This is a genomic window from Ensifer canadensis, from assembly GCF_017488845.2.
In the GTDB taxonomy this organism is placed as follows: Bacteria; Pseudomonadota; Alphaproteobacteria; order Rhizobiales; family Rhizobiaceae; genus Ensifer; species Ensifer canadensis.
The window spans coordinates 375,542-391,055 of the sequence record NZ_CP083370.1 but is presented as its reverse complement, the minus strand read 5'-3'; the positions used below and the strand labels follow the sequence as shown (position 1 = coordinate 391,055).

The following is a 15,514-nucleotide window of genomic DNA, read 5'->3' as shown; positions in this document are numbered from 1 at the left end:
AGGTACTTGGACGATCATGACACAAAAAGCCCATATCCTGCTCGTTGACGACGACCCTGCGGAGAACCTCATTCTGCGCGGGCTGATCAAGAAGGTCAGCACCATCGAGATCGAACTGCATTATTGCCAGACGATCGAAAGCGCCCTCGAATTCCTTCGTTCGGGCAAACCGGTGTCGATGGTGTTGATGGACAATCGCCTTCAGCCGCAGCGCGACTTTCGCGAAACCGTGCCGGCACTCCGGTACCAGGGCTTCATCGGCCCGATCGGCGTGATCTCGGGGTCGCTCGTCGAGCCCTATTTCCAGAGTCTGGAAGAGTACGGCGCGGATTTCCGGATCGACAAGTCCGAGATCGATCCGACGGCAATAGAGTTCATCCTGAGGGAATATCTGGCACCGAACTGAAGGGGCGGCCGGCGGCCGCTTTGAGCGGCTAAATCATGAGCGGTAGAGCTACGGCGCCGAGGTCATGACTGATACGCGGCGCCGCAAACGTCGGATCAGGCCGCAGTCGTCTGCGGGGCCTGCGGACGCTTGGTCTCTTCCAGGCCGAGCAGGAAGTTGATCTGGGGACGCGCCTTGACCAGATCGTCGATGGTGTAGCCCTGAAGCACCTCGAAGAAAGCGTTCAAAGCCTTGCGCAGAGCGGTATTGAGGCCGCAGCTGTCAACCAGCGGGCAATCGATTTCACCGGCTTCGAAGCACTCGGCCATCGCGAAGCTGTCTTCCGTGACCTTGACCACGTCGAACAGGGTGATTGCGGAAGCGGGCCTCGGCAGCCGTACGCCGCCGTTGCGGCCACGAACAGTCTCGACCAGGCCAGCGCGGGTCAGCGGCTGGAGAATCTTGAACAGAAACAGCTCTGAGACGCCATAGGCCCTGGCGATTTCAGGAATGCGGCTGAGCTTCTCGCCGTTTGCAGCGCAGTACATCAACATGCGAACCGCGTAGTTCGTTTGTTTCGTCAGTCGCATCATTCACTCCGAAATCGAGAGGTTTATCAAACCTTCATATAGGACGGATCGTAGTTTGGAACAATTCCAAAATACCAAAAAAGTCACATCTGCTTGATCGTTAACGGTTTCCCAGTTGACTGTTTGGTGGCTGCCGATCAAAAAGATGAGCGATTTTGTTAACTTAGCTCAAACCAAAAAAATGGAGGAAACCATGTCCGTTTCAAGAGCTGCAATGGGCGTATTGTCCCTCACCGCCAGCCTGTTCGCGTCCACTGCTGCCTGGGCCGATGGCGAGGTCAACATCTATTCCTATCGTCAGCCCGATCTGATCAAGCCATTGCTTGATGCCTTTACCAAGGAAACCGGCATCACGACGAACGTGCTCTTCCTCGACAAGGGCCTCGTCGAGCGCATCCAGGCCGAAGGCGCCAACTCGCCTGCGGACGTGATCCTCACCGTCGACATCAGCCGCCTCACTGAAGCCAAGGATGCGGGCGTGACGCAGCCGGTCGCCAACGAGACGATCAACAAGGACATCCCGGCGCACTTCCGCGACCCCGATGGCAACTGGTTCGGCCTGACGACCCGCGGACGCGTTGTCTACGCCTCCAAGGACCGCGTCGCCGAAAACGACATCACCTATGAGGAACTCGCCGATCCCAAGTGGAAGGGCAAGATCTGCACCCGTGATGGCCAGCACTCCTACAATATCGGCCTGTTCGCCTCGATGATCGCCCACAACGGCGAAGCCGAGACCGAGAAGTGGCTGACTGGCCTGAAGAACAATCTGGCGAAGAAGCCCGATGGCGGCGACCGCGACCAGGCAAAGGCGATCCTTGCCGGCGAATGCGATCTGGCGCTTGGCAACACCTACTATGTCGGTCTGATGCTGACCAACGAGAAGGAGCCGGAACAGAAGGAATGGGCGGCGGCTATCAAGGTGCTCTTCCCGAACGCCAAGGACCGCGGCACGCATGTGAACATTTCGGGCATGGCACTCGCCAAGAACGCCCCGAACAAGGACAATGCGTTGAAGCTGATGGAATTCCTGTCGGAAGGCGAAGCGCAGAAGATCTACGCCGAGCAGGTATACGAATATCCGGTGCTGCCGGGTGCCGAGCCCTCCGACGTGGTCAAGTCGTTCGGCACGATCAAGCCCGACGAACTGCCGTTGGCCGACATTGCAGCCAACCGCAAGAAGGCATCGGAACTGGTCGACAAGGTCGGCTACAACGACGGCCCGCAGGACTGATCCTACTGCATGTTTCCTTAAATCCCATTCGATTTAAGGATCAAAACATGCAGCAATTCAAAGTGCTACAGCGACCTTTGCGCGTCAAATTAAGACGCGCGGCGCTGTAGCCATCGCGTGAATTGGAAACAGCGGGCCGTGTGCCCGCTGTTTTCGTTTTGATGACAGCGTCGCGCCTTGTGTGGGGAAGCCGCTCGACGGACCAGAGGGCTACTGAGCCTGCGCCCTCAGTTCGCCGGCATAATCGAGGATCGCCTTGCGCCGTTCCGGTGTGCCGGGATGGGTCGCAAGGATGCTGGTGTCGGAACTGTCGCCAAGCTCCTTTTCGAGCAGGTCGAAGAACCGTGCGATTGCCGTCGGATCCCGCCTGGCTTTCAGCATCAGTTCCACCGAATGCCGATCTGCTGCCGCTTCCGCGCTACGCGAAAAGGAGAGCGTAAGGAGACCGGCACCCTGCACCAGAATGTCCTCAGCACCGGAGCCGATGTCGCCACCGATCATCATGACCAGCCCAGCGACGCCCGCGGCGCGGTAGATCTGGCGCAGGCTATGCTCGAGTTCGACATGACCGATCTCGTGCGCCAGCACGCCGACGATCATTTCGGTATCGTCGCCGGCAAGCTCGATCAGCTCATCGGTAACGATCAGCGTGCCGTCGGGCAGCGCGAAAGCATTCGGGCCGATGGTCCCGCCCATGCGGAAGTTGAGGGTGTAGCCACCCTCGCCGCGATCGGACAGCCGTGCGATCGCGTTGAACCCCTCACGGATCTTGTCCTGGCGCTCAATTGCAAGCGCCGACGTGTCGAGCAGCGTGCGATCCATCGTCTCCATGGTGCTTGCCGACATGATCTTCGGCACGATCGGCGGCGTCACCAGCACGGCGATTTCGACCAGCGCCGGTACGGCATAACGATAGATGGCCACGCCGCTGAGCACGGTCGCCAGGACGACCGCGATCAGGCGCGGGTGAAAACGCTCCCATTCGTGGACGAGATTGGTTTTTCCCTTGCGTTTCAGGAAACGATCGACGGCGTCGTTGTCGGTCGTCTCGAACAGAGAACCATCGGGAAACTCGATGCGACGCGGAATGGCGCCGACGCGCGCAGAAATATCGACGGCAGCAAGTGCTCCACCTGCAAGTTCGGCGCCGGCCTCATCCAAAGCCTTGAGGCCACCGCCATCTTCGATCAGCCGCGAGGGCACCGACCGGCTGGAACCGGCCGGATGCCACTCGCCAACAGCAATCTCCGTGCCGTTAGAAGCCAAAGTCGAACCCTTCGAAGTCCATGAACTCCGAACCGACGGCCGAACCTTCCTGGGCGATCCGGTCGAACATCTCGCCGACATTGCCTTCGAAATGGACGCCCGTGTGTTCATTGACATAACGCGCCATGCGCACGGCTGCCCAGGGACGCATAAGGCCCAGCGTGAAGATGGTGACGATCATGTTGGTAATCGCGATCCAGGCGTAACGGCCCCGCGACAGGTCGCTCGTCAACTGATGCTTGCCGTCGAAGGTCGTTGCCGACCAGGCGACGTTGCGCACGCCGGCACGGTAGAACAGCGCCGCGACCCCGAAGATCGAGAGGAATGCAATGTAGGCGATGACGAACAAGGCAATCATCGAAACGTGCATTCCCAGCGTTGCCTCAATGGAGCCGTCGAACAACGACATGATCACGGCCAGATTGAGGAAACCAATAAAGGCAATGATCAGCAGGCCAGCGACGATGATGGCCGCCGACAGGAACCACGACTTGTAGATCGCACCGACGGAAGGATCGGTCGCGAATGCCCGTTGCCCATAACGCAGGTTGCTGCCGATGTAGCGATAGGACCAGCGGCTGGCGAGCGGCACCAGGATGCCAAGTGTGAGGACCGAAATAACCGGACCGACGATGAAGGCGAGAAACGCACCGCCGACGCCGCCGACGAAATCGAACCGCACATTGCGATAGCTGGTCACGCGGGCACTGAAGCGCAGGCCCCTGACGACCAGCCATGGCACGAAGGCCACCAGCAACAGGGCAAGAATGATGCCGGCGATCGGCACGACGTTCAGCATGACGTTGTAGAAGATCAGGTAAGCGAAAACGATCACCCGACCGATCAGGATCTGCTTACCCTTTGCGTGATATTCGAAGGCGCGCCCGAGAAGCACCGTGTTACCGTAGAAATAGCGGTTGCGGCGGACCTTCGCCCAGGCGGAATAGATGCCGAGCGTGATGATCGTCAGCAGCACGTTGACGATCCAGATGCCAAAATACTCTTTTCCGCTACCGGTAAACGACAGACGGTGGAAATTGTCCGGTACCCTCTGCGTCAACGTCCCTTGCATCGACGCCGTTTCGGCCACGACCATGATAAAACCTCTCTCAATGAAATCAGCTTGCGGCAGCCCGCCATCACACAGGCGCCGCGTTGCGACAGATTGACGTCAATTGTGAACCCAGCGAACTGTGGCTATCCCCCGGATGAGCCTTCCATGCAAATGAACGGTCGAAATGCCTGCAATATTCGACCAAGGCGCGAATCAATTTTCCGCCGCCTCGGGCATATCAAATTAGTTGCAGTGCAACATGACATGCAACAGAAAAGGGTCTTTCGAAGGGGCCCCGGCATGCAAAAAAAGGCCTCTCGAAGGAGGCCTCGGGCACGCAACAAAAAAGGGCCTCCCGAAGGAGGCCCTGGAGGCGGGAGGATCTTTATCCCGTCATTACTTCATCGTCGGCATGACGAACTCGGCACCGTCCTTGATGCCTGACGGCCAACGCTCAGTGATCGTCTTGGTCTTGGTCCAGAACTTGATCGAGTCCGTGCCGTGCTGGTTGAGGTCGCCGAAGGACGAGGACTTCCAGCCGCCGAAGGAGTGGTAGGCGAGCGGAACCGGGATCGGAACGTTGACGCCGACCATGCCGATGTTGATGCGCGAGGCGAAGTCACGGGCAGCATCGCCATCGCGGGTATAGATCGCGACGCCATTGCCGTATTCGTGCTTCATCGGCAGGTCGAGGGCTTCCTCGTAGTTCTTGGCGCGAACAACCGAAAGGACCGGTCCGAAGATTTCGGTCTTGTAGATATCCATATCCGGGGTGACGTGGTCGAACAGGCAACCGCCGACGAAGTAGCCGTCCTCATAGCCCTGGAGCTTGAAGTCGCGGCCGTCGACCACGAGTTTCGCACCCTGCTCGAGGCCGCTGTCGATCAGGCTTCTGATGCGCTTCTCCGCTTCCTTGGTGACAACCGGGCCCATGTCGGCCTTCTCGTCGGTATAGGGGCCGATGCGCAGGCTTTCGACCATCGGCGTCAGCTTGGCGATCAGGCGGTTGGCAGTGTCCTCGCCAACGGGAACGGCAACCGAGATAGCCATGCAGCGCTCGCCGGCCGAGCCGTAGCCGGCGCCCATCAGCGCGTTGGCGGCCTGGTCCAAATCGGCGTCCGGCATGATGATCATGTGGTTCTTGGCGCCGCCGAAGCACTGGGCGCGCTTGCCGTTCATGGCAGCCGTGCCGTAGACGTAGCGGGCGATCGGGGTCGAGCCGACGAAGGATACGGCCGAAATGTCGGGGTTGGTGAGGATCGCGTCGACCGCGCCCTTGTCGCCATTGACGACGTTGAGGATGCCGGCCGGCAGACCTGCCTCGATCATCAGTTCGGCCAGGCGGACCGGCACGGACGGATCACGCTCGGACGGCTTCAGGATGAAGGCGTTGCCGCAGGCGATCGCCGGGGCGAACATCCACATCGGGATCATGGCGGGGAAGTTGAACGGCGTGATGCCGGCGCCGATGCCGACGGCCTGGCGGATCGAGTACATGTCGATGCCGGGGCCGGCACCTTCGGTGAACTCGCTCTTCTGCAGATGCGGAATGCCGATGACGAATTCGCAGACTTCCAGGCCGCGCACGAGATCGCCCTTGGCGTCTTCAATCGTCTTGCCGTGCTCGCGCGAGAGGATCTCGGCCAGCTCGTTCATGTGGGTGTTGAGAAGTTCGACGAACTTCATGAACACGCGGGCGCGGCGCTGCGGGTTGGTGGCTGCCCACTTCGGCTGCGCGGCCTTGGCGCTGGCGACGGCAGCGCCGAGTTCCGCGTCGCTTGCCAGCGCCACGGTGCCCTGCACTTCGCCCGTTGCCGGGTTGAAGATGTTGCTCGTGCGCCCGCTGGTGCCGGCGACGCGCTTGCCATCGATGAAATGACCGAGTTCGTACATGGATGTCTCCTCCTGATCTTGATTGTGGCGGCATGATCGCACTACGATTTGAACAAAGCAATTTCCGATATTCAGCAACCGTTGTGCGCAAATTGAAGTCCATAGGGATCAGAAACATGAATTGGGACGACGTGAGAATGTTTCTGGCGGTCGCGCGCACCGGGCAGATCCTTGCCGCCTCCAAGCGGCTCGGCCTCAACCATGCCACGCTCAGCCGGCGGGTGACCTCGCTTGAGGAAACGCTGAAGACCCGTCTCCTGGTGCGCAGGCCGAACGGCTGCGAACTGACGGCCGAAGGCGAGATCTTCCTGGCGGCGGCCGAACGCATGGAAACGGAGATGCTGGCAGCACAGTCGCAGATCGGCCGCATCGACACGGCGATCGCCGGGACGGTACGCATCGGCGCGCCGGATGGATTTGGTGTCTCCTTCCTCGCGCCGCGCCTCGGGCGGCTGACGGCGCGCTATCCGGAACTGAAGCTGCAGCTCGTGCCGGTGCCCCGCTCCTTCTCGCTGTCGCAGCGTGAAGCCGATATCGCCATCACCATCGAAAGGCCGGAACAGGGACGCCTGGTCTCATCGAAGCTTACCGACTACACGCTCGGTCTCTACGCCTCCTCGACCTATCTTGCGCAGCACGGCACGCCGCAAACGATCGACGACCTCAAGCACCATCGCCGCATCGGCTATGTCGAGGACCTGATCTTCACGCCGTCGCTGAATTTTTCGGCCGAGATCATGCGCAGCTGGGATGCCGCCTTCGAAATCTCGAGCGCCACCGGGCAGACGGAGGCGGTGCGCTCCAGCGCCGGCATCGGCATCCTGCACAACTACATCGCCCGGCACACGCCGGAACTCGAGCGCATCCTGCCTGAAACCACAATCCGGCGTGCCTACTGGACCACCTACCACGAAAGCGCCCGCGACCTGGTGCGCGTGCGCACCGTGGCGGCCTTCCTGCAGGAGCTGGTGACCGCGGAGCACCAGATGTTTGCCTGACCGCGCTCCAGAGCTACAGCGCCGCGCGTCTTGTTAGACGCGCAAAGGTCGCTGTAGCACTTTGAATGGCTGCATGTTTTTATCCTTACATCGAAAACGATTTTAGGAAACATGCAGTGGAGCGATCCCGGACGATTGCGCGCCGGCGAATGTCTCTACCCACAGAATCCAACGCGGCGGTCTGGCGCGTTTTTCGCTGTCAATGTGCGACTTGTGAAACTGCCGACATCAATTCTTCGGGATTCAGCGCCCGGCACATATTTTGGCCCTGGCCATCAACTTCCGTGAAGCTCCAACGCACCACACCTTCTCGATCGAGCAGGAACTGGCCAATGAGTTGCATATGGCCGGGTACCCTCACCTGCTGATCGGCTTCTGTGATTTCGTACCCATCCTTCTCGCTGAGAAGGTCGCCCGCGGTCGCCGGATCCATCGGTTCAGGCAATTCACCCGGCCGATCGACCCGCATCGTCATGACCACGTCCATTCCAACCTTGCGTGGCCAGTCGGTCTCATTCTCCGTAAACTCGAGGAGGGGTAAGCCGAAGGCGCGGTGTGAAGCTCGCTCCGGGTCCGATGCAGCAAGAAGACCGGGTATCGGATGATAGCGGAAATAGAGTCGCGCGCGCTCGACCGGGGTGTTGACCACCGCCAGAGATTCGACGCCTTTTTCGCGCAGAGCCGTGTTGAACTGTGCCATCGCCGCGACATGGCGTCGGCAGAACGGACACAGCAGGCCTCGAAACAAACCGACCAACAACGGGCGACGGCCGCGAAAATCATCAAGTGCGATCTTCCCCTCGCGTGAGATCGCATCCAGCACAAAGTTCGGAGCCTGGTCGCCCGGTTGTAACGGATGATCCAGATAATGTGCAGACATGGTCAACCTCCTCGCCCGAAGGACCAATGAAGAAGAGGCAGCACAAGACGTACTTCAAAGAGCCCGTACTGGGCGCAAACGTCCTGCTCCAACGCAGAGAGCTCTCGGCCTCCGCCATGTTGCCGAGGTCGAAATCAAGCGCCGCAGGGCCTGACCTCTCGCCATACAGCGCCGCGCGTCTTATTAGACGCGCAAAGGTCGCTGTCGCACTTTGAATTGCTGCATGTTTTTTCCTTAAATCGAATAGGATTTAAGGAAACATGCAGTAGCGTACAGCCAGGATCGACCTGAGAATGGCCTCACATTGGCCCACGAGCAAGCAGTAAACAGCGAATCGTCATCCGTGCCACGGGACGGCACGGCGGCGAGGTCGAATGGACCTCCTGACACGCGCCTTCCCTGGTTAGATAGACACTCCGGCCTCGCGGAGTCCGTCCGCCAGTCGATCGAGCACAGTGGGATCCCGGTAAGGCAAGGCCCGCTTGAGGTGGTTGATGGAAAAGTTCGGGTTAACCTCGAACACTTCGCGCCAGTAGCGGCGCGCCTCCTCGTGGCGCCCGGTGCGACCATAGAGGCAGGCGAGATAAAGGCGCGTCATGTCCGATCGCGGCGCAAGCGCCAGGCGGCGCTTGAAGGCGATCTCGGCCTCGCCGAAACGGCCGAGGTTCAACAACGTCCGACCCAGGAAATGCAGCGACAGGTCGAATTGCGGATCGAGCCGATGGGCCCGTGTGTAGAATGGCAGCGCGTCTTCGTACCGACCTTGGAAATCCCGTATCGTGCCAAGTGCAGTATGGCAGCTCGCGGAATTGGGATCGAGTTCGATCGCCCTTTGAGCGGCATGCTCCGCTTCGTCGAAGTGCCGCATCCAACAGTGCGCGAGCGAGAGAGCGTGATGGCCATGCGGCTCGTTATCGTCGATATCGACGGCCCTTTGTGCCAGCTCCAAAGCGCGTTCAAGATCGTCGGCCGTCCCGCCGTTCCACCGATTGATGAAATCGGTCAAGGCGATGATCGCGAGAGAAGCGTAGGCAGCCGCAAGCCCCGGATCGATGGCGATGGCACGCTCGAGCATGCTGCGCGCCTCCGCGGACGATACGGCGTTGAACTGCAGAATCGCCTGGCGGGAACGGACGAGCAGATCATAGGCTTCTGGATCGACCTTGCCGAGGCTCCCGCGTCGCTCTTCCTCGCCGGTTGTTAGCTTCACCTTGAGCGCGGTGACGATGGTGCGGGTCACTTCGTCCTGAACCGCAAAGATATCTTCAATTCCCCGATCGTAGCGCTCGGCCCATAGATGACCGCCGGTCGTGCCGTCGATCATCTGGGCATTGATGCGGATTCGATCAGCGGCCCGGCGTACGCTGCCTTCCAGGACATAGCGGACGCCAAGTTCCCGGCTCACCTTGCGGATATCTGGCGCCTTGCCCTTGTAGGCGAAAGAGGAGTTGCGGGCGATCACGAAGAGGCCGGAAACCTTTGAGAGATCCGTGATGATGTCCTCGGTGATGCCGTCGGCGAAATACCCCTGCTCCGGGTCGCCGGACATGTTGTCGAACGGCAGAACGGCTATCGATGGCTTCTTTGGAAGCTGCGGCGGGGCTTCGGTGGCAATCTTGACGGGATCGTTTGTGCGGTCGTCCGGCGACCACGTCCAGATATGCACCGGGCGTTCGATGTTCTTGACCTCGTGATGACCGCTGTCGACGAAGTCGAGGTCGATGCGACCATGCACATATTCATGAACACCATCCGCAATGGCTACGCTGCCAGGCCTGGCAAGCGCCTCGATACGCGCCGCCACATTGACCCCATCGCCGTAGAGATCGCTGTCGGCGACCATGATGTCGCCCAGGTTGACGCCGACGCGAAGCACGATCGCCAGGTCTGCCGGCACGTCCTTGTTGGCGGCTGCCATGGCCCGCTGAAGTGCCGCGGCGCATTCGACGGCGTTGACGGCGCTGGAGAACTCGACGAGCACGCCGTCGCCGGTCCTCTTGAAGACGCGGCCCTGATGTGTGGCGACGAGTGGCTCCAACACCTCTTTCCATCGCGCCATGAGCTGCGTGTAGGTGCTTTTCTCGTCACGCTCCATGAGCCGGCTGTAGCCGACTACGTCAGCCGCCAAAATGGCAGCGAGCCGCCGTGTGATGGGTTCGTTGGCCATGGACAATGGCGCCTTCCTGGGGCGCCTTCCTGGCGCCCATTGGCGAAATTTTACTGGCGTCTTGCTCCCATGTCCATTCGGCTTGAAGCCGATTGGTCGATATCCAACATCGTGGCAGGGCGCGCCAACCTCCACTTGTGTGGCGGTTCCAAAAAATGTCAGCTTCAGGGTGCGATCCGGGCCTCAGGAACGACCGGTTCGGGTCGATGGCGGAGATGGACACAGCGACGTTTGGAATTCCGTTCCTGCCTTAAGCGGATTTAAGCGTTGGAACACCAACCCGCACCGTCGATTGTGGTGCATTTGTCGTCCAAATATCCGGAGAACGTCGATAGAGACGGAAGCAGGTGCGCGAAAAGCGCTTAATATCAGATAGATATAAAGAGAATGGTACGGTTGGGGGGTCTCGAACCTCCGACCTCAGGTGCCACAAACCTGCGCTCTAACCAACTGAGCTACAACCGCACAAACGAGCGACATCAGTCGCTTGGCGGCTCACATACGGAGACTTCCGCCGCTTTGCAAGCCTAAACTTGAGATTATCCTGCAAAAAGACCGGATGGCAAGCCACCCGGTCCCATTCATGCCAAGCGCGGCCAGGGGCCGGCGCGGATCAGACCTTCTTGAAAGAAGACATCGCCTTTTCAGCGGCTTCCTTGCCAGGCTTGGTAACATTCTCAGCAACCTTCTTGGTTGCTTCCTGCATCGACTTGGTCTGTTCGACGGCAAGTTCAGCCTGCTTGCGGAAGAAAGAGGTCTGCAGCTCGACGAATTCGGACAGCGACTTCACACCGAGCAGCGCTTCCATGTGCGAAAGCGAGTTTTCGGCATTGGTGCGCAGGGCGTCGATGGCCTTGAGGCCGAGTTCAACGCTACCGGTCTGGGCGCTTTCAAGCGTCGCTTCGACGGTCTTGCTTGCTTCCTCGGCAGCGGTCTTCATCTTGGAATAAGCGTCCTTCGACTGGGCAGCGCCCTTTTCCGCGAAGTCGCGGAAGCTGTCGGCAACCTTTGCCGGGTCGAAAGAGGAGAAGGAAAATGCGTCGTCGATCTTCTTGGTAGCCATGAATGCGCTCCTTGGTGTCAGGGCCCTCTTTTGAGGCGCCGTTGATTGATGCACACTATATAACCGATCCTATTGTGCATTGCAATAAAATTGTGCAGTGCACAAATTCGCCTGCGTTAACCCTTCGCGATGAAAGGGGTGAGCGAAAGACGCCGATTGCTGGACCCTCAGCCGCGTGGCGGGTATTAATAGAGTGTTAACGTACCAGCGACCCGTCAATAGGCCCGTCCATGCCCGCAAGACAGTACCCCTTCATCGACATTGCCGTGCATGAGCGGGTGCGCGAACATTTTGCGCGCGGCGATGCGGCGATCCTGTTTTCGAGGGACCTTAACCGCGTTCTGTGGGCCAACGATCAGGGTGCCGCCTTCTTCGGCGCAGACTCGATCTACGACTTCATCGACACGGGCCCCAATGCGAACGACCTGTCGGCGCGGCAGTTGAAGGCCGCCGCGACGCAGCTCGTTTCGGTCGGCGATCGTCGCCAGCTCTTGATGCGCATTGCCGCGGGCTTTCGAAGCGTGCCGCTCAATACGACGGTGGAACTGATCCGCGTCCGGCCGGACGAATTGGGCGTGCTGTTCACCGCACCCCATTCCGGCAAGCCGCTTTCGACGGAAGATCGCGCGGCGCGCATGATCGCCGGGCTCGACGGCCCGGACACGCACATGGCCGTGCTGGATGCCGACGGTACGATCGTCGCCCAGTCGCCTGGCTTTGCCAATCTCGGCATGTCCGACGAGACGCGCCGCCAACTCGTCGCCGCCGTTGCCCGCGACCATGACTGGCTGATCAAGCGCCCGGTCGCCACGGCAAAGGGACACCTGCCCGCCGCCATCGGTAAGATCGCCGACGAACCGGCGCTTCATCTTCTCTTTGCGGTGGAAACCATCCTCGGCAACCTCGACCCGGATGAAGCACCGGCCGAGGCTGTCTTGCCGCCGACAGCCGTCGCGGAGGTCGTCGAGGCCGATGTTGTGACCGACGTCGCACCCGCTGTCGTCGAAACGGAAGCGGCGATGGCTACTGGCGCGGTGGAAACGGTCGTCGAGCAATCGGCTCCCGACGAGCTGGCTTCGGCGGATCAGCGGATCGTCGCCGAACGTGAAATCGAGCAGCCGCTTGCGGAAGCCGACGACGTCGTCGCCGCAGTCGAAGCAGAGGAACCCGACCTCGCCGTCGACACCGATACCGAAACGCCGCTGGAAACAGCGACCGCCGAAACATCAGATGCGGCCCAGGAACAGACGGACGCCGCACCAGAAGGCGCGGAGCAGTTGCCGTCCGCCGAGACGGCAATTGTCGCCGAGGCAGCGCCTGTCCCCGATGCTACATCGGTTGAACCGCGCGAACACAAAGACGCCCCTGTCGGCGCTCAGTCCGACTTCGCCTTTGCGATCGGCGGGCGGGCGGTGCGGTTCGTCTGGAAAATCGACGCGGAAGGACAGTTCAGCGAAATCTCGGAGGAGTTTGCCTCGGCGGTCGGGCCGAAGGCCGCCGACGTGATCGGTGTCAGCTTCGCCTCGCTTGCGGCGCGCTATGGTCTCGACCCCGACAACAAGATCAACGAGCTCCTGCACCGCCGCGACACCTGGTCCGGCAAGACGATTTTCTGGCCGGTCGAAGGCACGAGCCTTAAGGTCCCGGTCGACCTCGCCGCCCTGCCCACCTACTCGCGCTCGCGGGAGTTCGACGGTTTCCGCGGCTTCGGCATCGTGCGCGTTGCAGATGCCGTCGAAGATCACAACGCCAACGGCCTTTCGCTCGATCGTGACGAGGATGCGATAGAGGCCAACGATCTGACGGCGCCAACTTCGCCGAATGGCGTGGCAGCCGTTGAAGAGGCGACCCACGAGATCGCGACCGCCGGCGCGAATGAAGCCGACGAACCTGCACTTTTTTCCGACGAGCCGCAGCCGACCGAGGCAGTAACGACCGACCAGCCCGCGGTGCCGGCCGATCCCTTCCTTGGTGAGCGCCCAGCACTTCGCATCGTCGAGACGCCCGGACGCCGGGCTTCCGACAAGATCATCGAACTCGAGCTACACCGCCCGGCCGGTTCAAGCGCGCTCACCCGCGGCGAGCAGGCGGCTTTTCGCGAAATCGCGCGGCAGCTCGGCGAAAATTTTGTGGGACGCCCAGAGGCGCACGAGACCCGGTCGGACGAGGCTTCAGACGACGCCATCCAAGGCGAAGCGGAACAACCGGTATCTGAAACCCTGGACGAAGCAGCTCTTGAGGCCGCGCCGACCGCGACCAGCGAGTCTGAGTTCGAGACGCCAGAAGCTTCGAGCGAGGTGGCCGCAGCCAAACCTCGATCCGACGACCTGGCCGAGGCGAGCATGGACCCGGCGACGATCGCGACCGTCGGTTTCAGCGGCGAGATCCTCGATAGCCTGCCTGTCGGCCTGCTCGTGCATCTCGGCGACGACCTGCTGCACGCCAATCCGGAATTCCTGCGACTGACGGGCTACGACACGCTCGATGATTTCAAAGAGGAAGGCGGCATCGACGCGCTCTTTGCCAATGACGAGGAGGTCGGCGACACGGAGCCGGACGGCACGATGACGCTGATCCGCAAGACCGGGCAGTTGCTTCCGGTAACGGCCCACTTGCACTCGATCCGCTGGGACGGAAAGAGCGCGCTGATGCTGGCCCTGGCATCGACGGAAGTCGCGCAGCCCCAAGAGAGCGAAGCGAGCCCGGTCGAAACCGCTCCGGCTCCCGTCGCCGACGAACAGGTCGGCAAGCTCAAGACCGAAATCGACGAGCTGCGCTCGATCCTCGAGACGGCGACCGATGGTGTCGTCATTCTCGGACACGACGGCGATATCCGCTCGATCAACCGCTCAGCGAGCGCGCTCTTCAACTACGATGAGAGCGAAATCCGCGGCAAGCCGTTTGCAGCGCTCTTTGCCCATGAGAGCCAGAAGGCGGTCATCGATTATCTGCAATGCCTGTCCGGCCATGGGGTTGCCAGCGTACTCAACGACGGCCGCGAAGTGATCGGCCGCGAGGCCGCAGGCGGCTTCCTGCCGCTGTTCATGACCATCGGCCGCCTGTCCGCCTCCAACGGCTATTGCGCCGTCATCCGCGACATCACCCAGTGGAAGCGGACCGAAGAGGAGTTGCGCAACGCCAAGCGCGCGGCCGAGACGGCAAATGCCCACAAGACGGAGTTCCTGGCGCGCGTCAGCCACGAAATCCGCACGCCTCTCAATGCGATCATCGGCTTTTCCGACATGATGGCGAGCGAGCATTTCGGCCCGGTTGGCCATCCGCGCTATATCGAATACGCCGGCGACATCGGCCGCTCCGGCCGCCATGTGCTCGATATCGTCAACGACTTGCTCGATATCTCGAAGATCGAGGCGGGCGAGATGGATCTCGACTTCGGCTCGGTCGAAATCAACGATGCGGTTTCCGAAGCGGTGTCGCTGGTGCAGCCGCAGGCAAACAGCCAGCGCGTCATCATCCGCACGTCGCTTTCGACAGCTGTGCCGAACGTGGTTGCCGACAGCCGCTCGATCAAGCAGATCGCACTCAACATCCTGGCGAACGCCATCCGCTTCACGCCATCGGGCGGACAGATCGTGGTGTCGACCTCCTATGAGCCGAACGGCAGCGTGATCCTGCGTATCCGCGACACCGGCGTCGGCATGACGCGCAGCGAACTCGACCAGGCGATGAAGCCCTTCCGGCAGGTGACGACCGGTGGCCGCAAGCGTGGCGACGGCACCGGCCTCGGGCTGCCGCTGACCAAAGCCATGGCCGAAGCCAACCGTGCGCAGTTCGCCATCACCTCGGCACCGAACGAGGGCACGCTGGTGGAAATCTCCTTCCCGTCACAACGCGTCTTGGCGAACTGACGACAGATGCTGTAAGGAAATGTTGACTTGGGGAAACCAGTTTGTTGGCATCCTCACGGCAATTCCTGCTGCATAATCCTCTTCTTGAAATCGGAGGCGATCCAAGGGGAAGATT

The 15,514-nt window shown here is 60.8% G+C and carries 11 protein-coding genes and 1 tRNA gene; 4 read left to right on the top strand and 8 right to left on the bottom strand.

Going from position 1 to position 15,514, the window contains the following annotated elements:
• Positions 1-16: 16 nt before the first annotated feature.
• Positions 17-406 carry a response regulator gene (locus J3R84_RS01875; RefSeq protein WP_025425999.1) on the top strand — a complete coding sequence of 130 codons (390 nt, stop codon included), beginning with the start codon at positions 17-19 and terminating at the stop codon, positions 404-406.
• A gap of 95 nt (positions 407-501) precedes the next feature.
• Here J3R84_RS01875 and rirA read toward each other — a convergent pair whose 3' ends face one another.
• Complete coding sequence (gene rirA, locus J3R84_RS01870; protein ID WP_025425998.1) at positions 502-975, bottom strand: iron-responsive transcriptional regulator RirA; 474 nt, start codon at positions 973-975, stop codon at positions 502-504.
• A gap of 193 nt (positions 976-1,168) precedes the next feature.
• Here rirA and J3R84_RS01865 point away from each other — a divergent pair, with 193 nt between their 5' ends.
• The gene (locus tag J3R84_RS01865; protein ID WP_025425997.1) at positions 1,169-2,209 is read left to right on the top strand and encodes a Fe(3+) ABC transporter substrate-binding protein; all 1,041 of its coding nucleotides are present in this window, start codon (positions 1,169-1,171) and stop codon (positions 2,207-2,209) included.
• Between the two features lie 210 nt (positions 2,210-2,419).
• On the opposite strand, the gene J3R84_RS01860 is transcribed toward J3R84_RS01865, so the two are convergent.
• The 3 genes from J3R84_RS01860 to J3R84_RS01850 all read right to left on the bottom strand — a co-directional run bounded on the left by J3R84_RS01860 (position 2,420) and on the right by J3R84_RS01850 (position 6,422).
• The gene (locus J3R84_RS01860; protein ID WP_025425996.1) at positions 2,420-3,475 is read right to left on the bottom strand and encodes a M48 family metallopeptidase; all 1,056 of its coding nucleotides are present in this window, start codon (positions 3,473-3,475) and stop codon (positions 2,420-2,422) included.
• Positions 3,465-4,571, bottom strand: coding sequence for a YjgN family protein (locus J3R84_RS01855; RefSeq protein WP_025425995.1), 1,107 nt, complete (start codon positions 4,569-4,571; stop codon positions 3,465-3,467). The genes J3R84_RS01860 and J3R84_RS01855 overlap by 11 nt, the downstream gene beginning before the upstream one ends.
• A gap of 354 nt (positions 4,572-4,925) precedes the next feature.
• Positions 4,926-6,422 (bottom strand): CoA-acylating methylmalonate-semialdehyde dehydrogenase, encoded by a 1,497-nt coding sequence (locus J3R84_RS01850; protein ID WP_025425994.1) that lies wholly within the window; start codon positions 6,420-6,422, stop codon positions 4,926-4,928.
• A 116-nt stretch (positions 6,423-6,538) separates the two neighbouring features.
• Here J3R84_RS01850 and J3R84_RS01845 point away from each other — a divergent pair, with 116 nt between their 5' ends.
• Complete coding sequence (locus tag J3R84_RS01845; RefSeq protein WP_025425993.1) at positions 6,539-7,420, top strand: LysR family transcriptional regulator; 882 nt, start codon at positions 6,539-6,541, stop codon at positions 7,418-7,420.
• A gap of 199 nt (positions 7,421-7,619) precedes the next feature.
• Here J3R84_RS01845 and J3R84_RS01840 read toward each other — a convergent pair whose 3' ends face one another.
• From J3R84_RS01840 to J3R84_RS01825, 4 genes are all read right to left on the bottom strand, one after another.
• Positions 7,620-8,300, bottom strand: coding sequence for a peroxiredoxin-like family protein (locus J3R84_RS01840; RefSeq protein ID WP_025425992.1), 681 nt, complete (start codon positions 8,298-8,300; stop codon positions 7,620-7,622).
• Positions 8,301-8,703: 403 nt separating this feature from the next.
• Positions 8,704-10,467: an adenylate/guanylate cyclase domain-containing protein gene (locus J3R84_RS01835; protein WP_025425990.1), complete on the bottom strand. Its 1,764-nt coding sequence runs from the start codon at positions 10,465-10,467 to the stop codon at positions 8,704-8,706.
• Positions 10,468-10,855: 388 nt separating this feature from the next.
• Positions 10,856-10,932 (bottom strand) — tRNA-His (locus J3R84_RS01830).
• A gap of 148 nt (positions 10,933-11,080) precedes the next feature.
• Positions 11,081-11,530 (bottom strand): phasin, encoded by a 450-nt coding sequence (locus tag J3R84_RS01825; protein WP_025425989.1) that lies wholly within the window; start codon positions 11,528-11,530, stop codon positions 11,081-11,083.
• Between the two features lie 230 nt (positions 11,531-11,760).
• Between J3R84_RS01825 and J3R84_RS01820 the strand changes: the two genes are divergently transcribed.
• Complete coding sequence (locus J3R84_RS01820) at positions 11,761-15,399, top strand: PAS domain S-box protein (RefSeq protein ID WP_203527665.1); 3,639 nt, start codon at positions 11,761-11,763, stop codon at positions 15,397-15,399.
• Positions 15,400-15,514 lie beyond the last annotated feature (115 nt).

Bases quoted from the DNA above. Each gene is read 5' to 3' on its own strand.
- J3R84_RS01875 (WP_025425999.1), top strand. From the start codon at position 17: ATGACACAAAAAGCCCATATCCTGCTCGTTGACGACGACCCTGCGGAG.
- rirA (WP_025425998.1), bottom strand. From the start codon at position 975: ATGCGACTGACGAAACAAACGAACTACGCGGTTCGCATGTTGATGTAC.
- J3R84_RS01865 (WP_025425997.1), top strand. From the start codon at position 1,169: ATGTCCGTTTCAAGAGCTGCAATGGGCGTATTGTCCCTCACCGCCAGC.
- J3R84_RS01855 (WP_025425995.1), bottom strand. From the start codon at position 4,571: ATGGTCGTGGCCGAAACGGCGTCGATGCAAGGGACGTTGACGCAGAGG.
- J3R84_RS01850 (WP_025425994.1), bottom strand. From the start codon at position 6,422: ATGTACGAACTCGGTCATTTCATCGATGGCAAGCGCGTCGCCGGCACC.
- J3R84_RS01845 (WP_025425993.1), top strand. From the start codon at position 6,539: ATGAATTGGGACGACGTGAGAATGTTTCTGGCGGTCGCGCGCACCGGG.
- J3R84_RS01840 (WP_025425992.1), bottom strand. From the start codon at position 8,300: ATGTCTGCACATTATCTGGATCATCCGTTACAACCGGGCGACCAGGCT.
- J3R84_RS01835 (WP_025425990.1), bottom strand. From the start codon at position 10,467: ATGGCCAACGAACCCATCACACGGCGGCTCGCTGCCATTTTGGCGGCT.
- J3R84_RS01825 (WP_025425989.1), bottom strand. From the start codon at position 11,530: ATGGCTACCAAGAAGATCGACGACGCATTTTCCTTCTCCTCTTTCGAC.
- J3R84_RS01820 (WP_203527665.1), top strand. From the start codon at position 11,761: ATGCCCGCAAGACAGTACCCCTTCATCGACATTGCCGTGCATGAGCGG.